This is a genomic window from Pannonibacter phragmitetus DSM 14782, from assembly GCF_000382365.1.
GTDB lineage: Bacteria > Pseudomonadota > Alphaproteobacteria > Rhizobiales > Stappiaceae > Pannonibacter > Pannonibacter phragmitetus.
In genome coordinates, this window is record NZ_KB908216.1 from 62675 (window position 1) to 82915 (window position 20241).

General features: G+C 64.0%; 18 protein-coding genes. 10 read left to right on the forward strand and 8 right to left on the reverse strand.

The annotated features are described in order from the left end of the window. From H163_RS24690 to H163_RS0105190, 5 genes are all read left to right on the forward strand, one after another. The coding region (locus H163_RS24690) for a hypothetical protein (RefSeq protein WP_208975329.1) at window positions 1-409 on the forward strand (409 nt) is incomplete at its 5' end. 171 nt (window positions 410-580) lie between these two features. After that, window positions 581-1687 carry a type 2 periplasmic-binding domain-containing protein gene (locus tag H163_RS0105175; RefSeq protein WP_019963490.1) on the forward strand — a complete coding sequence of 369 codons (1107 nt, stop codon included), beginning with the start codon at window positions 581-583 and terminating at the stop codon, window positions 1685-1687. A 229-nt stretch (window positions 1688-1916) separates the two neighbouring features. Further along, entirely contained in the window at window positions 1917-3911 is a 1995-nt protein-coding gene (locus H163_RS0105180) for a tripartite tricarboxylate transporter permease (protein ID WP_026355480.1), read from the forward strand. A gap of 64 nt (window positions 3912-3975) precedes the next feature. Beyond that, window positions 3976-5067: a 4-oxalomesaconate tautomerase gene (locus tag H163_RS0105185; RefSeq protein WP_019963492.1), complete on the forward strand. Its 1092-nt coding sequence runs from the start codon at window positions 3976-3978 to the stop codon at window positions 5065-5067. Then, window positions 5064-6029: a D-2-hydroxyacid dehydrogenase family protein gene (locus H163_RS0105190; protein WP_019963493.1), complete on the forward strand. Its 966-nt coding sequence runs from the start codon at window positions 5064-5066 to the stop codon at window positions 6027-6029. The genes H163_RS0105185 and H163_RS0105190 overlap by 4 nt, the downstream gene beginning before the upstream one ends. On the opposite strand, the gene H163_RS0105195 is transcribed toward H163_RS0105190, so the two are convergent. Then, on the reverse strand, window positions 6010-7050 hold the full coding sequence (locus H163_RS0105195) for an AbrB family transcriptional regulator (RefSeq protein ID WP_208975330.1): 1041 nt from the start codon (window positions 7048-7050) through the stop codon (window positions 6010-6012). The genes H163_RS0105190 and H163_RS0105195 overlap by 20 nt on opposite strands. A gap of 73 nt (window positions 7051-7123) precedes the next feature. Here H163_RS0105195 and H163_RS0105200 point away from each other — a divergent pair, with 73 nt between their 5' ends. Genes H163_RS0105200 through tcuB form a run of 3 tightly spaced genes read left to right on the forward strand, consistent with a single transcriptional unit; the run spans window position 7124 to window position 10255 of the window. After that, window positions 7124-7792 (forward strand): GntR family transcriptional regulator, encoded by a 669-nt coding sequence (locus H163_RS0105200; protein ID WP_019963495.1) that lies wholly within the window; start codon window positions 7124-7126, stop codon window positions 7790-7792. Further along, a complete protein-coding gene (gene tcuA / locus H163_RS0105205) occupies window positions 7789-9180 on the forward strand; it encodes an FAD-dependent tricarballylate dehydrogenase TcuA (RefSeq protein WP_019963496.1) in 1392 nt (463 codons plus the stop codon). Before H163_RS0105200 ends, tcuA begins: the two co-directional genes overlap by 4 nt. Then, window positions 9170-10255, forward strand: a complete 1086-nt coding sequence (tcuB, locus tag H163_RS0105210; protein ID WP_019963497.1) for a tricarballylate utilization 4Fe-4S protein TcuB — start codon at window positions 9170-9172, stop codon at window positions 10253-10255. The genes tcuA and tcuB overlap by 11 nt, the downstream gene beginning before the upstream one ends. A gap of 61 nt (window positions 10256-10316) precedes the next feature. Here tcuB and H163_RS0105215 read toward each other — a convergent pair whose 3' ends face one another. Next, on the reverse strand, window positions 10317-12518 hold the full coding sequence (locus H163_RS0105215; RefSeq protein ID WP_208975331.1) for a SulP family inorganic anion transporter: 2202 nt from the start codon (window positions 12516-12518) through the stop codon (window positions 10317-10319). Window positions 12519-13092: 574 nt separating this feature from the next. Between H163_RS0105215 and H163_RS23610 the strand changes: the two genes are divergently transcribed. Further along, complete coding sequence (locus H163_RS23610; RefSeq protein WP_155975128.1) at window positions 13093-14193, forward strand: HD-GYP domain-containing protein; 1101 nt, start codon at window positions 13093-13095, stop codon at window positions 14191-14193. Window positions 14194-14223: 30 nt separating this feature from the next. Here the strand turns inward: H163_RS23610 and H163_RS0105225 are convergent, their stop codons facing one another. Then, the gene (locus H163_RS0105225) at window positions 14224-14712 is read right to left on the reverse strand and encodes a DUF3237 domain-containing protein (protein ID WP_051105327.1); all 489 of its coding nucleotides are present in this window, start codon (window positions 14710-14712) and stop codon (window positions 14224-14226) included. Between the two features lie 117 nt (window positions 14713-14829). Between H163_RS0105225 and H163_RS0105230 the strand changes: the two genes are divergently transcribed. Further along, a complete protein-coding gene (locus H163_RS0105230) occupies window positions 14830-15321 on the forward strand; it encodes a MarR family winged helix-turn-helix transcriptional regulator (RefSeq protein WP_019963501.1) in 492 nt (163 codons plus the stop codon). Between the two features lie 92 nt (window positions 15322-15413). Here H163_RS0105230 and H163_RS0105235 read toward each other — a convergent pair whose 3' ends face one another. From H163_RS0105235 to H163_RS0105255, 5 genes are all read right to left on the reverse strand, one after another. Then, window positions 15414-16736: a TRAP transporter large permease gene (locus H163_RS0105235; protein WP_026355482.1), complete on the reverse strand. Its 1323-nt coding sequence runs from the start codon at window positions 16734-16736 to the stop codon at window positions 15414-15416. Next, on the reverse strand, window positions 16729-17253 hold the full coding sequence (locus H163_RS0105240) for a TRAP transporter small permease (protein ID WP_019963503.1): 525 nt from the start codon (window positions 17251-17253) through the stop codon (window positions 16729-16731). Before H163_RS0105240 ends, H163_RS0105235 begins: the two co-directional genes overlap by 8 nt. A gap of 57 nt (window positions 17254-17310) precedes the next feature. Continuing rightward, window positions 17311-18345: a TRAP transporter substrate-binding protein gene (locus tag H163_RS0105245; protein ID WP_026355483.1), complete on the reverse strand. Its 1035-nt coding sequence runs from the start codon at window positions 18343-18345 to the stop codon at window positions 17311-17313. A gap of 62 nt (window positions 18346-18407) precedes the next feature. Then, window positions 18408-19190: a crotonase/enoyl-CoA hydratase family protein gene (locus tag H163_RS0105250; protein ID WP_019963505.1), complete on the reverse strand. Its 783-nt coding sequence runs from the start codon at window positions 19188-19190 to the stop codon at window positions 18408-18410. A gap of 101 nt (window positions 19191-19291) precedes the next feature. Next, a complete protein-coding gene (locus tag H163_RS0105255) occupies window positions 19292-20161 on the reverse strand; it encodes a LysR family transcriptional regulator (protein WP_040678135.1) in 870 nt (289 codons plus the stop codon). Window positions 20162-20241 lie beyond the last annotated feature (80 nt).

Genomic DNA, 20241 nt, shown 5'->3' on the forward strand with positions numbered 1-20241 from the left:
GCGAACAGCTTATCAGTTCAGAAACCGCGGTCCAGCCGGAACCAATCGATCCACGCTGCGTCAGCTTGGACGCGGGTGGAGCCGTTTGGCGCCGGGATGCTGCGGTGCTGCGGCGTCATATCCTGAAATTGCTCAGCCGGCCCATGGGCTTGAGCGCATTCCGGTGAGGGAGGCTCGTCAGCTCCCGTCCCAAGACTGGCTAAGGAAACGTAACGGGGCTTTCCTGCCTGCTGGGCTCAACAATAACCATGGGGTAACGTTGATGTTTGAATCACCCCTGCAATATGTCCCTCCTCACTCCTGCCGGATGCACTTCACCGCCCGGGCCGAGGCCTTGAAGATGCTTGACCTTGGCCGCATGATCTTTCACAACATTCTTGGTGCTCCAGCGAAGAGCGGGATGATCTGAGGAGAACATCACGCATGGGGCGCATCTTTTTACAATCCGGACAGGTTCCGGACAGGAAAGATGCCTAATGATCCTGAGCCTTGCCGGGCTATGGAGGAGATACCAAGCACGGTGGCACGCTTGCCACGGGCCATGTCCGGCAGCGCTGTAACGCATCTACGGGAGGACTGAATGATCAAAGACCTTAACATCACGCGCCGTGTGGCTCTGGGGCTGGCGGCTGGCGCCATGGCTCTTGGACTGGCGGGCCCGGCAGCGGCAGAGGTCAATTTCGCAGGCAAGACGATCGAGTGGATCATTCCGTTCTCCGCCGGCGGCGGTTCTGACACCTGGGCGCGTTTCAACGCACCGCTGCTGACGAAGTATCTCCCTGGCAACCCGGTGGTTGTCGTGGTGAACGAGCCGGGCGGCGGCTCCACCAAGGGCACCAACCTGTTCGCAGCCCGCGGCAAGCCGGATGGCCTGATGATCCTCGGCACCTCCGGCTCGACCCAGTTCCCCTATCTGCTGGGCGACCCGCGCGTACGCTACGAATACAAGGACTGGAAGATCGCCATGGCCGGCCCGACCGGCGGCGTCGTCTACACCACGCCGAAGCTGGGCCTGAAGGGCCCGGAAGACATTGCCATGCTCAAGGACAAGGACCTGGTCTATGCAAGCCAGGGCGCGACCTCGCTCGACCTTGTGCCGCTGCTCGGCTTCCGTCTGATGGACTTCAAGGTGCAGCACGTGTTCGGCTTCAAGGGCCGCGGTGATGGCCGCCTCGCCTTTGAGCGCGGTGAAGTGAACATCGACTATCAGACCTCCTCTGCCTATCTGAAGAACGTGCAGCCGCTGGTCGATGCAGGCCAGGCCGTTCCGCTGTTCAGCTGGGGTGTCCTGAATGAAGCGGGCGACGTGGTGCGTGACCCGACCTTCCCGGACCTGCCGTCCTTCGTCGAGGCCTACGAGACCCTGACCGGCCAGAAGCCGTCCGGCCCGGAATATGACGCCTACTTCGCCTTCTTCACCGCCGGCTTCCCGGCCCAGAAGATGGTCTTCCTGCCGAAGGGTACGCCGGACGATATCGTTGCCGCTTACCAGAAGGCCTTCGAGGACATGAAGGCGGACCCGGACTACAAGGCCAATGCCGAGGCCGTTCTGGGCACCTACGAGCAGGTGACCGGTCCGCTCGCGCAGGCTCTGTTCGAGAAGGGCACGACCATCGCTCCGGACCTGCGCACGCAGGTGGCCGACATGCTGGCCAGCGAATACGGCGTGAAGCTGGGCGCCGAGTAACGCCTCCCACCGCCTCGCATCAGACGGACCCCGCCCGGGGTCCGTCTCTCATCTTTTTATGGATGCCGCATCCTTGGCGGCAGCGCGGCCCCCGTGACAGGGCTGTATGAGCCCGGCGCACCGGGCAGTGCACAGGCCTCTCTTGCCTTCCGGGCGCCTGCAGCCTGAGCCTGCCGGGGCATGATACGCCCATGTTTCTGCGCCATGGCATAACACGGAAGCATCCGCCGTGATTGACACGTTACTGTCTGCGCTAGGCGCGCTTTTGTCTTTCCAGCACCTGTTCTACATGCTCATCGGTGTGTCCGTTGGGCTTGTGATCGGTGTCATTCCCGGCCTTGGCGGCATCGCCGGGCTGTCGCTGCTGATCCCCTTTCTCTATGGCATGAACGAGATCAGCGCGCTGGCGATGCTGATCGGGCTTGTGGCCGTGATCCCGACCTCGGACACGTTCTCCTCGGTGCTGATGGGCATTCCCGGCTCTTCCGCCAGCCAGGCCACCGTGCTGGACGGCTTTCCGCTGGCCCGGCAGGGGCAGGCGGCGCGGGCCCTGTCGGCCGCCTTCATCTCCTCCATGGCGGGCGGCGTCTTCGGGGCAGTGGTGCTGACCGGCTTTGTCGTCATCGCCCGGCCGCTGATCCTCTCCTTCGGCTCGGCGGAGCTGTTCATGCTGGCGCTCTTCGGCCTGTCCATGGTGGCGGTGCTGGCCGGGCGCAGCCTTGCCAAAGGGCTGGCGGCCTGCTGCATCGGCCTGATCATCGGCTCCATCGGCGGGGCGCCCGCCACCGGCGAGTTCCGCATGATCTTCGGCTTCGACTATCTGTATGACGGCATTCCGCTGGTCATCATCGGCCTCGGCTTCTTCGCCATTCCCGAGATCGCCGATCTCCTGCGCAAGAACTCCGCCATCGCCTCGGGCAGTGCCCTTGGCTCGGGCTGGTTCCAGGGCTTCCGCGACTGGTGGGGCAACCTGTGGCTGTCCATGCGCTGTTCGGGCCTTGGCTGCATCATCGGCGCCATTCCGGGCCTTGGCGGCTCGGTCGTCGACTGGATCGCCTATGGCCATGCGGTCCAGACCGTCAAGAAGGACCCGCAGTTCGGCAAGGGCGACATTCGCGGCGTCATCGCCCCGGAAAGCGCCAACAACGCCATGCAGGGCGGCGCCCTGCTGCCCACCATGCTGTTCGGCATCCCCGGCTCCGGCGCCATGGCCGTCTTCCTCGGCGGCATGGTCCTGCTCGGCATCCAGCCCGGCCCCTCCATGGTGGGCGCGGACCTCAACATCACCTATTCGGTGATCTGGTCGCTGGCGCTCGCCAATGTCATGGGCGCGGGCATCTGTCTGGCGCTGGCCATTCCGATCTCGCGGCTGACCCAGATCCCGTTCCAGCGCCTTGCGCCCTTCATGATCGTGCTGATCTGCTTTGCCGCCTTCCAGGCCACCCGCTCGCTCGCCGATCTCGTCGCGCTGCTGTGCCTCGGCGTCCTCGGCGTGCTGATGAAGCGCTTCGGCTGGCCGCGCCCGGCGCTGCTGATCGGCTATGTGCTCGCCCCCCAGGCCGAGACCTATCTCTATCAGGCGCTGCAGTTCAACGGCTGGGACTTCGTCTTCCGCCCGGGCGTCATCGTCATCGCCGTGATGACGCTGGCCTCCATCTGGTTCGGCCTGCGCAACCGCATCGACGAGCACGGCCATGTGGTGCCCAACGAGGACGATGCGCCGGACGTGCCGTCCCTGCGTGCGCATCTGCCCCAGATCACCTTCGCCGTGGCCATGGCAGGGGCCTTGCTGATCGCCCTCAACGACGCGCTCAAGCATGACTTCCTCGCCCAGGTCTTCCCGCTGTCCGTCTCCATCATCGGGCTGGTGATGCTGGCCATCCTGATCCCGCAGCTGGTGCGGGGCAAGGCCGGGCATCATTCGCATTTCGATGCGGAACTGACAGGGGAGCATGTCGGCCAGCCGGGCATCGGCAGCCTGTGGGGCGGCCTTGCCTGGATCGGTGGCCTCGTCGGCCTCACAGCCCTCATCGGCTTCTATGCCGCGCTGCTGCTGTTCTTCCCCTTCTTCCTCATCGTCAGGGCAAGGGCAGGGCTGCTCGCAACCCTCCTGATGACCGCAGGGGCCGCCGGCATCATCCTCATCCTCGCATGGGCCCTGTCCCTCAACTTCCCGTCAGGCATGCTGCAGGACGCGGTGGACCTGCCCTGGCCATTCCGCTAAGCAAAACCTGACCCGCCCAAAACAAACGGGCGGGTCAGCCTCTCTTCGGCTTCAGGAGATCAAGATGGCGCAGACAGCCATTCCCTTCCATTTTTTCCGTGGCGGCACCTCGCGCGGCCCCTATTTCCGGCGGGAAGACCTGCCGCAGGACCGCGAGACGCTGGCCCGGGTTCTCGTGGCGGCGCTCGGCTCAGGGCACAAGCTGAACATTGACGGCATCGGCGGAGGCGCCGCGGTGACGACCAAGGTCGCCATGCTTTCCCGCTCCGAAACGAGCGGCTGCGATATCGACTACTTCTTCGCTCAGGTCAGCGTCGAGGACGGTCTCGTTGATTTCAAGCCCACCTGCGGCAACATCCTTTCGGGCGTCGGCCCGGCGGCCATCGAGATGGGCCTGATTGCCCCGCAGGGTGACGAAACCCGCATCCGCATCCTCTCGGTCAACACCGGAGCCAAGGTGGAGGCCGTTGTACGCACCTCCGGCGGGCAGGTCGAATATGCGGGCGATGCCGCGATCGACGGCGTTCCGGGCACGGCTGCGCCCATCTATCTCAACTTCATGGATGTGGTGGGCTCCGCCACCGGCGCGCTGCTGCCGACCGGCAATCTGCGGGACGTGATTGACGGCATCGAAGTGACCTGCATGGACGTGGCCATGCCGATCGTCATCGCCCGCGCTTCCGATTTCGGCCTGAGCGGCGCGGAGACAGTCGAGGAACTGGACGCCAACCGCGCCTTCTATGACCGGATGGAGCCGGTCCGCCGCAAGGCGGGCGAGCTGATGGGCATGGGCAATGTGGAAAAGTCCGTGACGCCGAAGTTTGCCCTTCTGTCTCCCCCGCGCAATGGCGGCACGATTACGGCGCGCTACTTCATGCCCTGGAACTGCCATCCCACCATGGCCGTCACCGGCGCGCAGTGCCTTGCCTCCTGCGTGCTCACCCCCGGCACCGTGGCCGAAGGACTGTTCACCGCTCCGCAGGGCATGCCTGCGCTGGTGCTCATCGAGCATCCCGGCGGCGTGATTGACGTGACCGTCGATTATGAAAACGGCCCCGGCGGCTTTGCGCTGAAGTCGGCCGGGCTGCTGCGCACGGCGCGCCTGCTCGCCAAGGGAGAGGTGATGGTTCCGGCTGAGGTGTGGGGCGGCAAATGAAGGTCCACATTCTGGACGACTGGTCCGATACCTTGCGCCACCTGCCTTGCTTTGAGCGGCTCAAGGGGCATGAGGTGACGGTCTGGACAGATCACGTGGAAGGGCCTGCGCTGGCCGAGCGGCTCAAGGAAGCGGAAGCTGTCTGCCTCTTCCGCGAGCGGACGCGTGTGACCGCTGATCTGCTTGAGGCCCTTCCGGGCCTGAAGCTGATTTCCGGGCGGGGCGCCTGGCCGCATGTGGATGTTGCCGCCTGCACGGCCCGCGGTGTGGCCTTTGCCTCCATGAAACCGGCTGAGGTTCCCAACCACGCCGCGGCCGAGCTGACCTGGGCCCTCATTCTGGCAGCGCTGCGCGGCCTGCCGGAGCAGATGGCAAGTGCCAAGGCTGGGCAGTGGCAGGCCGGGGTTGGACGCACGCTGCAGGGCAAGACCATCGGCATCTATGGCCATGGCCGGATAGGCCGGCTGATCGCCGGCTATGCTGCGGCTTTCGGTGCCAGAGTGATCTGGTGGGGATCGGAGGCCGGACGGGCGAGAGCCGCCGCAGAAGGTGGTGAAGTCGCGACAAGCCGTGAGGCCTTTTTCGCTGGATCGGACATCGTGACCCTGCATCTGCGCCTAACGCCTGAGACCAAGGGCATCATCACGGCCGCAGACCTCGCCCTGATGCAGCCCCGCTCCATTCTGGTGAACACCGCACGGGCCGGCCTGATCGCCCCCGGCGCCCTGCGCGCGGCACTGGATGCGGGCCGTCCCGGACTTGCGGCGCTGGATGTGTTCGACGAAGAGCCGCTGACCGATGCCAGCGACCCGGTTCTGTCACATCCACGCGTGATCGCAACGCCGCACATCGGCTTCGTCACCGAGGAGGAGTTTGACCTGCAGTTCGCCGACGTGTTCGATCAGGTCAATGCCTTTGCCGCCGGCAAGCCGGTGCACCTGGTCAATCCGGAGGTGCTTTGACCCCAAAGAGGCGCGCCGCAAACGGCGCGCCCAGGATCACGATGACGATGCGGGTCAGATGGTGCAGGATGACGAAACCAAGATCCGCACCGGCCACGATCGCCAGCACCGTCATCTCCGCCTGTCCGCCCGGCGCAAAGGCAAGGAAGCCTTCCACCGGCTGAGCCAGGCCTGAGAGCGTCACAATCTCCGTGAACAGGGCCGCAAGCCCGGCCAGCAGCACGACGAAGGCAAGGCCGGACAGGATGAAGCTGCGCAGCTCGCGCAGCGTCACCCCCATGTATTGAACACCGATCCCGATGCCGATGAACAACTGGGCGCCGAGAATGGCTTCAGCGGGCGGGCGGCTGTGAATGAGATCGCTCAGCGACAGGACTGCGGTCACGATCATCGGCCCCAGGATCGTTGCGCCGAAAAGCCCGATCCGCTCCCCGCCTTTCCACCCGATGACAGCTGCCGCTGCCATCAAAAGAAGCTCGTTCACCGGCAGATCCCGCATCGGAGCGCCGACGGCACCCGAAATATTGGCCCCGTAAAAGGTCGTCAGAATGATGGGTGCAAGGGTGACGATGACCAGAACGCGGGTGGCATGGATGAGGGCCAGCGCCCGGACATTCGCCCCGGCCTCCTGACCGAAAATCACCATGTCCTGCAGGCCGCCGGGCATCGCCGCGTACCAGGCTGTCACCGGGTCATACCCGAGGCGCCGGAAGAAGGGCACGCCAACAACCCCGATCATCGCCACATAAAGCGGCACCAGCGCAACGCTGCCAGCCATCTGGGGAATGCGCCCGACCACCTCCGGGGTAATGGAGGCACCCACGGCGACGCCAAGGACCGTCCGCGCCAGGATGGAAACCGTGCCCATGCCCTTCAGCGGCGCACCGCACAGGGCCGCCAGCAGGCATGCGGCCATCGGGCCAAACAGAAAAGGCAGCGGCAGGCCGAGCGCGTAAAACACCGCCACACCCAGCCCCGCAATGGCGAGCGTCATCATCCTTTTTGTCAGGTCCGCCGGCACATTTCCCTCCTTGCGCTTTCTTGTATCCAGATGTATACGACCGGATACAAAAGGACACAAGCGAGTTTACCTCATGGCTGAGGACAATGAAATCCCGCAGGGCCAGGCAGCTTACCGCCGGTTGCTGGAAGACATCCGCGATGGCGGCCTGGTTCCCGGCATGCGCCTTCGCGAAACCGAGCTGGCCGAGCGGCTGGGCATCAGCCGCACGCCGGTCCGTGAGGCGATCCGGCAGCTGGAAGCCGACGGCCTCGTCGTTCACCTGCCCCGGCAGGGCGCTTCGATCCGCACGCTGGACCATGCGGAAGTAGTCGAGCTTTATGAAATGCGGGCGGTGCTTGAAGGCACGGCGGCGCGGCTGGCCGCACGCGCGGCTTCCAGCATCGAGCTGGCGGAACTGGCCGCCCTCAACAACGAGCTGGCGGCTGCGCCCGCAGGCCCGCAGGCCCGTGAACTGAACCGGCAGTTTCACCGCACCCTGTTCGATGCAGCGCGCAACCGGTTTCTCCTGAAGTCGATCAGTGCCCTGCAGAAGACCCTGCTCATTCTCGGCCCCAGCACCCTGTCAGACCCGGAGCGCGCTGCGCTGGCCGTGGCCGAACATGCGGCGGTGCTGACCGCCTTTGAGGCCCGCGATGGCGCGGGCGCTGAAGCGGCAATGCGTGCGCATGTGGAAGCTGCCTTGTCGGCCCGGATCCGCAGCATGCGTGGCCGCGAAATTCCGCTGGAGGATGACGTATGAAAGACTGGCCCGGCACATTTGACGTTGCTGTTGTGGGCGGCGGCAATGCAGCGCTTTGCGCTGCCATCACCGCTGCGGAAGCGGGCTGCAGCGTTCTGATCCTGGAAGGCGCTCCAAAGCCTTACCGGGGCGGCAATTCCCGCCACACACGCAATTTCCGCTGCATGCACAAGGGACCCGCCTTTCCCCTCACCGGCACCTACGAGGAAGAGGAATATTTCCACGACCTCATGCTGGTGACCAAGGGCAAGACGGATGAAGGCCTGGCGCGCCTTGCCATCCGCACCTCGGAGGAGTGCCTGCCCTGGATGCAGGAGCATGGCGTGCGGTTTCAGCCCTCGCTCTCCGGTACCTTGTCCCTGTCGCGCACCAACGCCTTTTTCCTGGGCGGCGGCAAGGCACTGGTGAACGCCTATTACAACACCGCCAGCGACCTTGGCGTGAAGATCGCCTATGAGGCGCAGGTCAAGCACGTGCATCTGGACGGCAGCCGCATCAGCCACCTGGAGGTGGAGATCGCCGGACAGCCGGTCACCGTGCAGGCCCGCACCTTCGTTCTGGCCTCGGGCGGCTTTCAGGCCGACATCGACTGGCTGGCCCGCGCCTGGGGGCCTTCGGCCCGCAACTTCCTGATCCGTGGCACACCCTATAATCGCGGCACCGTGCTGCGGGACATGCTGGATCAGGGTGCGGAATCCGTTGGCGACCCGACCCAGTGCCATGCCGTTGCCATTGACGGCCGCGCCCCGAAATATGACGGCGGCATCGTCACCCGCCTCGACTGCGTGCCCTTCTCCATCGTGCTCAACAAGGATGGCGAGCGGTTCTACGATGAAGGCGAGGATGTCTGGCCGAAACGCTATGCCATCTGGGGCCGTCTGGTGGCCGCCCAGCCCGATCAGGTCGGCTATGCGCTCATTGATGCGAAATCGATCGACCTGTTCATGCCCTCCGTCTTCCCGCCGGTGAAGGCGGACACGATCGAGGAACTGTCCGCAAAGATGGGGCTGGAGCCGGAAGCCGTGCGCCGCACCGTCGACACGTTCAACGCCGCATGCCGCCCCGGGTCCTTCCACCCGACCGAACTCGACGGTTTGCGTACGGAAGGGCTGAATGTGCCCAAGACCAACTGGGCGCGGCCGCTGGATACGGCCCCCTTCTATGGCTACGAGCTGCGCCCCGGCGTGACCTTCACCTATCTCGGCCTGAAGGTTGACAGCCGTGCCCAGGTGCACAGCGCAGCCGGCCCCATCAGCAATCTCTGGGCTGCCGGCGAGATCATGGCTGGCTCCATTCTTGGCCAGGGCTATCTGGCCGGCTTTGGCATGACAATTGGTACTGTTTTCGGACGTATTGCGGGCAAGGAGGCCGCCGCCCATGCCGCTTGACACCACATCTTCCTTCGACGAGGCACGCCGTCAGATCGAAATCTGCAACGCCTGCCGCTACTGTGAGGGGTTCTGCTCGGTTTTTCCGGCCATGACCCGGCAGAAGGCCTTTGCTGATGGCGACCTGACGCAGTTGGCCAATCTCTGCCACAACTGCCGGGGCTGCTACTATGCCTGCCAGTACACCGCGCCGCATGAGTTCAACCTGAACATCCCGGCGGCTCTGGCCGAAGTCAGGGTGGAAAGCTGGGAACGGCTGGCCCGCCCGCAGGCAATCGCACGGCTGTTCCAGACCCATGGCGTTGCCATGGCCGGGCTTCTGGCTGCCGCGCTGGCCTTCTTCTTCTGGGCTCTTGCCGCCTGGAAGCCGCAGGATGGCGCGGGCTTCTACGCCCATCTGGCGCATAATACGATGGTGGCGATCTTCGTGCCCGCGTTTCTGGCCCCGCTCGGGCTCATTGCCCTGTCGGTGCGTGACTACTGGCGCGAGACCGGCGGTGGCCGTTTCCGGCTGATCCATGTGCTGCGGGCCTTTGACAATGCCGCCCGGATGAAGAACCTCTCAGGCGGCCACGGCGAAGGCTGCAACTTCGAGGATGGCGACCGCTTCAGCAACCGGCGCCGGGTGTTCCACCAGCTGATGATGTATGGCTTCATGCTCTGCTTTGCGGCAACCGCCAGCGGAACCGTCATGCACTATGCCTTCGGCTGGGAAGCGCCCTACCCGCTGTTCTCCCTGCCCAAACTGCTCGGCGTGCCGGGCGGGGTTATGATGGTGGCAGGCGCCGCCGGGCTGGCCTGGCTGAAGCTGCGGGCCGATGCCACGCTTGGTGCGGTCCGGGTCTGGGGCGGTGAAATGGCCTTCATCCTGCTGCTGGGGGCCGTGGCTCTCACCGGGCTTGCGCTTTATGCCGCCACCGGCACGGACCTGACCGGACCGCTGCTTGCCATTCATCTGGCCTGCGTGATGGTGCTGTTCCTGCTGATGCCCTTCTCCAAGATGGTGCACGGCTTCTTCCGCCTCGCCGCCCTTGTGGCGGAAGCTGCCAAACCGGCTCCGGCCGGCGGAGAGTAAGAAGGAACGGGACATTTCCAGAGGTGGCCTCAAAACGCGCGTTTGGGGGCCACCTCTTGTCTTATCCGTGCGCGAGTTGCACCAGCCGGTTGGCGAGCACCAGCTTTTCGGCAAGGGTGACGGCAAGCAGGCGGTGGAAGAGGAGGGCGAGTTCGCTGTCGGTGCGCTCCAGCTTCTCGAGATCCGCGCGGCAAAGACGGTAAACGGTGGCGGGGCTTTCCACCACCACATCGGCGGTGCGCTTGCCGTTGAGGCAGTGGCCAACCTCACCCACCACCGCACCGGCCGTCATGGTGCGCAGGCGCAGGCTGCGGCCATCGGGAAGCGTCATTTCCACACGCACGCGGCCTTCGCCGACGAGGAAAACGTCGTCCGCCGGGTCGCCCGCCCGTATCAGGGCCGTGCCCGGCTCCAGCTCCAGCCGCTCCATGGCGCCAGCAAGATCGGCAAGGCGCGGATGCGCTCCAAGGATCGATTCCAGATGGTGGGATATCTCCGCCCCGGCAGGGAGCAGCTTTTCCTCCACCAGCAGCACGTCCTCGCAGAGCTCCAGTGCATGGTCGAGATCGGCGGCACAGGTGACGCAATGTGCGCCGTCTTCCGCTCCGGTTCCCGTGTTCAGACCGGAACGGGCCAGCGCTGCGGCAACATTCTGCGGCATGGCGCTGAAGATCAGGCGCACCCCCGCCCGCTCCGTCATGCCGTGGATCTTGGCAAAGCCGGCAGCCGCGGCGGAGTCCATGCCGCTCATGCCGCTGAGGTCGATGATGAGAAACCGCAGCGGTGTGCCGGATACCTGACCGGCCCGCTTGCGCACACGGGCCACAACCTGCTCCATCGTGCCGAAGAAGAGATAGCCTTGCAGACGCAGCACATGGATCTGCTCCCCTTCCCGGTCGAGAGCGCGCACGGCTTCCGCCGAACGGTCCACGCCGCTGCGCAGCTGGCGGCCATCGGCAGCCATGCGCACCACCGGCAGGCGGGCATAATTGTAGACGAACATGACCACCGAGAAGGCGAGCCCCAGCATCAGGCCATAGAGGAAGCCCAGCACGGCAATGGAGGCCAGAATGGCCAGAACGATCAGCCATTCGCCCTGCGGCAGCTTGCGGCGGGCTGCGATGGCCCAATGGTAAATCAGTTCCGCGCCCAGAAACATCATCAGCCCGGCAGCCAGGAACCCGGGCATGGCGGCAGCGAGCGTCCCGGCAAAGGCGAGGCTGATGAGCAGGATCACCCCGGCAGCAATGCCCGTCAGCCGGGTTGCCGCCTGCATCCTGGCAGCGAGCAAGGTGAGGCTGAGACCGGTGTAGCCCGGCGCGCCGCCGAAACACCCGGCCAGAAGATTGGCAACGCCACTCTCGCGCAGCTCCGCATTGGCATCCACCTCCCGGCCGAAAGCCGCCTCCAGCCCGCTGGTGTTGAGCAACAGGCCAATGATGTTGAGGATGGCGATGCCGAGCATCAGCGGGATCGCCTGAACGACGGCTGCCCAGTCAGCCTGCCCTGCGATCCAGAGCGGTGACGGCAGACTGACCATGGCATCGGCCGGAATATCCGGCAGCCATGTCCAGGCACGAGCCTGATCCGTCGAGATTCCGGCAGTGGCCAGCACGGCAAAAAAGGCTGCCATGGCTCCGGCCAGCGCCAGCGGCATGGTCAGGGGATGCGGCAGACGGGCGAGACTGACTGCAAGCACCAGTGCCATCAGCACGGCAGGCAACAGGGCGCCGAGGAATACGGGGTCTTTCACGCTGGCAGACAGATCCGCCGCGAAGACTGACGCGATGGCGGCAAGGCTGTGCTCCCCCGTCACCATGACGAGCGCCCCCTCGATCAGCAGCCAGCCGGTGCCCGAGAGAAACCCGGCAATGACCGGATAGGGCAGAAACCGCACCAGCGTACCGAGCCGCAGCCGGCCGAACAGCAGGAACATCACCCCTGTCACCAGAGTGCTGACGCCCAGAATGGCAAGGATGGTCGCAATCTGCCGGTCCGTCTCCTGCCCTTCCATGCCCGCAAGAATGCCGGCCATGGAGGCGGAGAGAATGGCGATGCTGGTTTCCTGGACCAGCGCCACATTGCCCACATAGGGACTGCGCAGCGCGATGTAGACCGACAGGATGACACCGCTGAGCAGCAGCACAGCCACCCCCATGCCAAGCCCGGCGGCCAGCGGCCCGGCAAAGAGCAGCGCCGCAAAGGCAACGCCCGTGCCCAGATTGTCGAGACCTGCCGTCAGACCGGCGGTGACGGATCGCATATGCTCTTTCATGACCACGCCTGCCTGACCCGGCCTGCCGCGTTTTCAAGGGAAAGGACCGTCCTGAACCGGGAAAGGAACTGGAGCTGAAACTGGCTGGATGTCATGTCAAACCGATGCAGCAAAACTATGAAGCCGGGGTCCCCTGGATCCGAAAGCGCCGCACTCCCTGTGCTGCACCTCTCTCAAGGACAGAGCCGCACAGAGGAGAACCCGTTCCGGTTGATTTTCCTCTTCGCGAAGCCTGACGATACAGCATGAAGCTTCCGGCCGAGGCAAACGCATTTTTCCCTTCAAATCTGCAGCTTGCAGCCATTGCCTTGCAATGGGCCAATCTCGCGCACAAGCATCAATGCCCGTTGAAGCTTTTCTGCTTATGGGACCCTGCTCCCGCTGCTTGCATCGCCTGCATGCAGACCGGGTGACCCCAGCCGGCATCCCGCCACACGACACAGAATGCACGAGCCTCCGAGCGGGATGAACGTTGGGGAAACCTTGAATTCATCAAGCGAATTTACTGAAATTTAGAAGTCCCAATCTACAAAAGATTGCAAATTTTTGGGAGAGACGGGCTGTGTTCAAGCTAGTCTTGCTAGTTAAAAATCTCGATCATTGCCCCCTTATCATGCACAAGCTCGGTCAGCTGTACCCAGCCGAATTGTTTGAGCATGCCGACGCCCACCGCGCGGGCCTGTTTGCGGCCGACCTTGTGCTCATCGATGTCTCGGAGGCAGACGACGCCGACACGGAAACGGTTCGCCAGGCGCTGTCCGAGACCCGCAATGTGACCAGTGCCGCCCTCGTGCGGCCCAACAACCGCCGGGACGAAGTGCAGGCAAATGCGCTTGGCACCAAGCTCGTGTGGTCCCGCATCCGTCCGGTAAAGGCCGTCCTGCAGGATGTCGAGCGGCTGCTCGGCTCCTACAGCACGCCCGTGATCCCTGGAGACGTGCCACCGGCAACGCGCAAGTCTGTGCAGGCCGTGAGCCGGGCGCTCGGCGATTGCGTCACCTCCGCCATTTCGGATGAGCCCTTTCCGGTTGCGCAGATAGGCCGGGCTGTCGACCAGACCTTGTCGTCCTTCCGGGTGGAAGGACTGGACGCCTGGACGGCCGCCGTGCAGATGCACCACAGCCATACCTATTGCCACTCCATGCTGGTGACGGGCTATGCGCTGGCCTTTGCCGATGTGATGGGCATGACGGTAGATGAAAGGGCCCGGCTCGGCGCAGCGGCGCTGCTGCATGACGTCGGCAAGGTTTTCATCCCTCTCTCCATCCTCGACAAGCCCGGCAAGCTGACGGATGAGGAGTTTGCAGCCATCAAGATGCACCCGGTCAAGTCGCGCGAGCTGCTCACCGGTCAGCCGGGCATTTCTGACGAAGTGGTCGACATTGCCGCCCACCATCATGAGTATCTCGATGGCAGCGGCTATCCGGACGGGCTCAAAGGCGAAGAGATCAGCCGCAGCGTGCGCATGCTGACCATCTGCGACATCTATGCGGCCCTCACCGAGAAACGGGCCTACAAGCCCGCCCTCAGCCCCCGTCAGGCCTATGGCATTCTGGTCGACATGGGCCGCAAGATCGACCAGAGCCTGTTGAAGATGTTCAGGCAGGTTGCCTTCGAGGCTGACAGGGTGGCAACCGTCAAACGCAAGGCTGGCGGCTTCTGACGCCGGTGTCCGGACGGTCCGGACTTCGGCCTATTCGAGGGCATAGAGAGAAACGGTGACGGCCTGCGCATGACGGGCGCCGGTGCCCACGAACAGCGTGCGGTTGACCCAGCCATAGCGCGGGTCCCCCGTTTCCAGCCTTGCCTGCGTGCGCATGTAGTAGGACCCCGGCGGCACGCTTTCTCCCCGCGCAACGGCGGCCAGCACTTCGGCCGGACCATGGCGGAAGCCGTAGTTGATGATCTCGATCACCGCGCCATCATCCGTCTCCATCGCATAGCGCGTGTCCAGCTCGGCAAGCCCATCGGCGAAGATCGTCTGCCAGTCGGCTCCAAGGTTCAGGATACGGCCATTGAGGCGCGGGCCCGTCACCTTTCCGCCGGTGATGGGGATGATCCGCCGCTTGCCCGCTCGCCCCGCGCCCATCTCCATGATGGGGGCTAGTTCGACCTCAAGATTGCAGACATGAACGAGTTGCGGAACCGGCAGGACAACGGGCGCGCTGGCTGGCTGGGGCATGGACTTTCCTCCGCTGAAGTGTATATTGTTAACCTCATAAACAACATAAGCAGGCGGTGCTTTTACTTGCAAGACGCAAGGGATGCAGCAGCCCGGGAACCGGAGGAAACCCGCCCCATGGCAGGCGACGGGGAGAACAGCAACGGCGGGGCAGAACCAGCTGCCGGCACCGCCGAGCCAATGGAAAAGCTTGACCAGCTGATCGGCTACAATCTGAAACGGGTTTATATTCTCGTTAAGAATGACTTCCGCCAGGTGCTGACGGATGACGACATTTCCCCGCGAATGTTCTCCGTGCTGTCCATGAGCGTGGAATCTGCTGGCATCACGCAGAGCGAAGTTGCCCGGCAACTGGGCATCGAGCGGTCGGGCCTTGTGTCCATCATCGACGACATGGAGAAGCGCGGCCTCCTGAGCCGCATGCCGGTGGAGGGCGACAGGCGCGCCCAGGCCCTGCACACCACTGAGGAAGGCAGGGCGGTCTACAAGCGCGCACTGGCCGCTGTATTCAGCCATGAAGAGCGGATCTTCTCGGTTCTGACGCCAGAGGAACAGGCAAGCCTGCTTGAGGTGCTGATGCGGGTGCGGCGGTCTGTCGAAGGCGGCTGACGCTTCCGGTCAGCTCCACGTTGGAAAAAGACGAACGGCGCGGATCATCTCCGCGCCGTTCGTCCTTGCAAGTCCGGCAGGTGCCGGTCCCGTCAGTAGATGAGCCAGACCAGCGCCAGCGTGATGGGCGGGAACAGCACGAGGATGACCGTGCGCACAAGGTCGGTAATCACAAAGGGCATGGCACCGCGGAAGGTCTCGCCAATCGGGATGTCCTTGGCGAGCCCGTTGATGATGAAGAGATTCATCCCCACCGGTGGCGTTATCAGGCCGACCTCGACGACGATCAGCACCAGAATGCCGAACCACAGGCCAAAATCATCCGGCGACATGCCGAAGTCGAGCCCAACCATCACCGGATAGATGATCGGCACGGTCAGCAGAACCATGGACAGGGAGTCCATGATGCAGCCGAAAACCAGATACATCAGCAGGATGATGGTGAGCACGAACCAGGGCGAGAAGCCCTGACTGCTGACCCACTGCGCCGAAATCTGCGGCAGCTGGGTCAGGGCCAGAAAGCCGTTGTAGACCGCAGCACCCAGAACGATCAGGAAGATCATCCCCGTCGAAGACGCGGTGGACAGAATGGCCTTGCGCAGTTTCTGCCAGCTCATGCCGCCGGATGCGACGGCCGCGATACCGGTGCCAGCCGCGCCAACGGCGGCCGCTTCAGTCGGGGTGAAGAAGCCCAGATAGATGCCGCCGACAACCACGAGGAAGATGGTCAGCACCGGCCAGACGCTCGCCAGCGCAGCAAGACGCCCGGACCACGGCACACGCTCCTGCACGGCGGCAGAATTGGGCGACACACGGACCCAGATGGCGATGGCGATGATATAGCCGACAGCAGCCAGAATGCCCGGGATCATCGCCGCGACAAACAGCTTGGCGATGTTCTGCTCGGTCAGGATGGCATAGATGACAAGGATCACCGACGGCGGGATGAGGATGCCCAGGGTACCGCCAGCCGCCAGCGCACCGGTGGACAGGGAGCCCGGATAGCCATAGCGGCGCAGCTCCGGCAGCGCGACCTGTGCCATCGTCGCTGCTGTGGCGAGCGATGATCCGCAGATGGAGCCGAAGCCGGCGGACGCACCGATTGCAGACATGGCAACGCCTCCGCGCCGGTGCCCCAGGAAGGAGGCGGCGGCACTGAAGAGCGATGACGACATGCCCGACAGGGTCGCAAACTGGCCCATCAGCAGGAACAGCGGCACGATGGACAGCGAGTAGTTCGAGAAGGTGCCAAACGTCAGGTTCTTCAGCTGGTTCAGCATCATCATGTTGCTGCCCGTCACCATCCAGGCACCGCCCAGCCCGACCGCCAGCATGGCAAGGGCGATGGGAAAGCGCAGAAAGATCAGGACCAGCAAAACCGGAAAGGACCAGAGCCCCAGCTCAACATTAGACATTTGCCGCTTCTCCCCCTGTCCTGCCCGTCAGCGCCCGGACAGAGCGCAGAACACAGAACACGGCGACATAGATGAAGGCTGCACATCCGGCGACACCGGCCGCATAGGCCTGCCAGACAGGAAACTGCAGAATGAAGGTGGTCTCGGCATAACGCATCTTGTCATGCATGCCGAGCCATAGGCGCCAGGTGATTACGAGCGCCGCCCCCAGCATCGCCAGGTCGATGAGCACATCAAGCACCCGGTTCATGACGGCCGGATAGACGGGCTGCAGCAGATCGACGCTGGCATGCCCCCTCATGAGGTGGCACCAGGGCAGAAAGGCGAAAATGGCAAAGCCGACGCCCATCTCGATCCACTCATAGTCACCCCTGACCGGCTGCAGGCCGAAAGGGATCAGGATACGGCCGATGATCGAGACGCAGGCCAGCACTGTCAGGATGATGAGTACGCCACCACCCAGATAGGCCATCGCGCGCGCAACCCAGTCAGCGGTCTTGAAGAAGAGAGAATACACGGTGCGTCATCCTGCTGGCGGGGAAGGACCGGGCGGAAACCGCCCGGTCCAACAGGGTTACTTGGCTGTATTTTCCTCGATCAGCTTCTTGGCCTGATCGATGAGAGCCTGACCGTCGATGCCCTTGGTCTGCATGTCGGCAACCCAGCGGCCGACCACCGGCTGGGATGCTTCCTTCCAGCGGGCAACTTCCGTCTCATCGAGCGTGATGATGGTGTTGCCGGCCTTGACGGCAATTTCACGCGCCGGAGCGTCGTATTCATGCATGATCTTGGCGGCAAAAGCCGAAAGTTTGGCGCCGGACTCTGCATCCAGGATCGCCTTCAGGTCATCCGGCAGCGCGTCGTACTTGTCCTTGTTCATAGCAAGGACGATGGTTGCGGTGTAGAGCGATTCCTTGCCGCCAAATTCCGTGTGGTTCTTGACCAGTTCGGCAAGGCGGATGGAAGCGGTCACTTCCCACGGGATCACCGTGCCGTTGATGACACCCTTGGAGAGCGCTTCCGGGATGCCCGGCAACGGCAGGCCGACCGGCGTTGCACCAAGTTCGGACAGCAGGTCGTTGATGACGCGGGTCGGGCCGCGCATCGTCTTGCCCTTCATGTCTTCCAGCTTGGCGATCGGATCGACGGAATGAATGACGCCGGGGCCATGGACCCATGCACCCAGAACTTTGACGTCCTGATATTCGTTGTTCTGGAAGTCGCTGTCGACCATGGTCCAGAAGGCAACGGAGGTGGCGACCGGATCGGTCATCATGAACGGCAGTTCGAACACTTCGGTGCGCGGGAAGCGGCCCGGCGTGTAACCCACGACGGTCATGATCATGTCCACGACGCCGTCGCGCGCCTGGTCGATCAGCTCCGGCGGGCGGCCACCGAGGGACATTGCGTCGAAATGCTCGATCTTGATGCGCCCACCGGAGGCCTTGGCCAGTTCCTCACCCCAGGGCTTGAGGATCTTGGACGGCACCGGAGCAGCCGGCGGCAGAAACTGGTGCAGACGCAGGGTCACTTCCTGTGCCGCAGAAGGCAGAGCCGAAAGGGCCATGAGCCCGGCGGCCATCAATGCAACAAGTCCACGCTTCTTCATGTCTTTCCTCCCGTTTCACCTCAGCCGGACCCCGGCTGCGGCGCATTCCTCCTCCTGAACCCTCAGCGGAAGCTGGGGGCTCTCTTTTCAAGGAAGGCCTTGAGGCCTTCCTGCGCATCCGGCGTCGTCACCGACATGGCCGCCGCCAGGCTTTCCACGAACAGGCCGTCGCCGCGCGACATGTCATCGATGCGGCCAAGCGCCTGAATCATCAGATAGTTCGAGAACGGCGCATTGGCGGCAACGCGGGCGGCGATTTCCATCGCCTTGTCCAGCGCCTCACCCTCCCCAACCACATAATGGGCAAGGCCGAGGGCAAGCCCCTCTTCCGCACCATAGCTGCGGCCGGTGAGCATCATCTCCCGCATGCGGTCTGCGCCGATCAGGCGGCCGATGCGCACAGTTGCGCCTCCGCCAACGAAGATGCCGCGGCGGCCCTCCGGCAACTGGAACCGCACCGAAGGCTCGGCAATGCGCACATGGGTCGAGGCGGCAATCTCCAGTCCGCCGCCAATGACAGCTCCCGTCATCGCCGAGATGACCGGCAAACGGCCATATTCGATCAGATCGGAAACCCGGTGCCAGTTGCGGGAATGATAGACCGTGTCCTCGCCGGAGCGCGCCTTGTGCTCGGCCAGATCAAGCCCGGAGCAGAAATGGCCGCCCGAGCCTGTCAGCACCACGGCCCGGATATGGGCAGGCGGCGCTGAAAAGAACCGGTCCAGCGCATCCACCAGAGCATCGCTCATGGCATTGCGCTTTTCGGGCCGGTTGAATGTCAGAACAGCAATGCCCTCGCGCTCCTCAACGCACATGACATCCGTTCCATTCACTGCTTCACGCATCGGGTCCTCCCTCCCGATCCATGTGGATCGAGATTGTTATAGCAGTGAACAGTTTATTCTCATAGCGGTTTTTAAGGGTAAATGCGCATGGCCGAAGGCGCTCAAAGGCTGGAAAGAAGCCAGTCCCGCACCCGCGCGGCGGGGCTGCGTGGTGCCGGGCGGCGGGCGGACCACAGCCTCAGCCCGCGCCGGAGAGTAACCCTTCCAGCAAAAGGCGCAACCAGCGTGCCTGCTGCCAGTTGCCGCGCCACCAGCGCCTCATGCCCGATCAGAACCCCCGCGCCGTTGATGGCCTCCTCCAGCGCCAGGGCATAAAGGGAAAAGACCGGACCAGCCCGCAAGGGCACATGCGGCGCATGGGCACCAGCCCAAAGGCTCCAGTCATCCGCCCAGCTGGCATCCTGCAGGCAGGGCACTCCGGCAAGGCTGTCCACCCCCTCAAGTCTCGCAGCGAGAGCAGGCGCACAGACAGGGAAAATCACGTCCTGCACCAGCCAGCCGCCAGCCTCCCCGCCATAGAAGAGGCACAGATCATAGGGTGCGCGCTTGAGATTGGGCGGCTCCTCCATGGCGGTGATGGAGATCGAGATTTCGGGCGCCGCCGCGCGCAAGGCCGGAAGGCGCGGGGAGAGCCAGAGTTGGGCCAGCGATGGCAAGGTGGCAATATGCACCTGCCGGGGCGCAGCTTCCGCCTGAAGAATTCGGGATGCATCCGCCAGCGCATCAAAGGCCGACGTGAAGGCTGGGCTGACCCGCTCTCCCAGCCGCGTAAGCTTCACGCCGCGCGGCGAGCGCTCGAACAGGTCTGCCCCCAGTGCCTTTTCCAGCGCCTTCACATGGGCGGTCACGGCACCGGGCGTGACGCCAAGCTCCTGTGCGGCCGCGACAAAGGAGCCCAGCCGCGCCGCCGCCTCGAAGGCACGCAGGGCATTGAGCGGCAAATCCCGTGGTTTTGGCGGCGTAACAGCCATACTGAGCCTCAATTTTTCTAAGCCTAGATTTTCCTCGATCTGAGTTGCCGTCAAGCCGCAAGACGCCCTAGCCTCGGGTT

Bases quoted from the DNA above. Each gene is read 5' to 3' on its own strand.
- H163_RS0105215 (WP_208975331.1), bottom strand. From the start codon at position 12,518: ATGCGATCCGTCACCGCCGGTCTGACGGCAGGTCTCGACAATCTGGGC.
- H163_RS0105225 (WP_051105327.1), bottom strand. From the start codon at position 14,712: ATGCCCCAGCCAGCCAGCGCGCCCGTTGTCCTGCCGGTTCCGCAACTC.
- H163_RS0105250 (WP_019963505.1), bottom strand. From the start codon at position 19,190: ATGCGTGAAGCAGTGAATGGAACGGATGTCATGTGCGTTGAGGAGCGC.
- H163_RS0105190 (WP_019963493.1), top strand. From the start codon at position 5,064: ATGAAGGTCCACATTCTGGACGACTGGTCCGATACCTTGCGCCACCTG.
- H163_RS0105230 (WP_019963501.1), top strand. From the start codon at position 14,830: ATGGCAGGCGACGGGGAGAACAGCAACGGCGGGGCAGAACCAGCTGCC.
- H163_RS0105255 (WP_040678135.1), bottom strand. From the start codon at position 20,161: ATGGCTGTTACGCCGCCAAAACCACGGGATTTGCCGCTCAATGCCCTG.
- H163_RS0105200 (WP_019963495.1), top strand. From the start codon at position 7,124: ATGGCTGAGGACAATGAAATCCCGCAGGGCCAGGCAGCTTACCGCCGG.
- H163_RS0105185 (WP_019963492.1), top strand. From the start codon at position 3,976: ATGGCGCAGACAGCCATTCCCTTCCATTTTTTCCGTGGCGGCACCTCG.
- tcuA (WP_019963496.1), top strand. From the start codon at position 7,789: ATGAAAGACTGGCCCGGCACATTTGACGTTGCTGTTGTGGGCGGCGGC.
- tcuB (WP_019963497.1), top strand. From the start codon at position 9,170: ATGCCGCTTGACACCACATCTTCCTTCGACGAGGCACGCCGTCAGATC.
- H163_RS0105175 (WP_019963490.1), top strand. From the start codon at position 581: ATGATCAAAGACCTTAACATCACGCGCCGTGTGGCTCTGGGGCTGGCG.
- H163_RS0105235 (WP_026355482.1), bottom strand. From the start codon at position 16,736: ATGTCTAATGTTGAGCTGGGGCTCTGGTCCTTTCCGGTTTTGCTGGTC.
- H163_RS0105245 (WP_026355483.1), bottom strand. From the start codon at position 18,345: ATGAAGAAGCGTGGACTTGTTGCATTGATGGCCGCCGGGCTCATGGCC.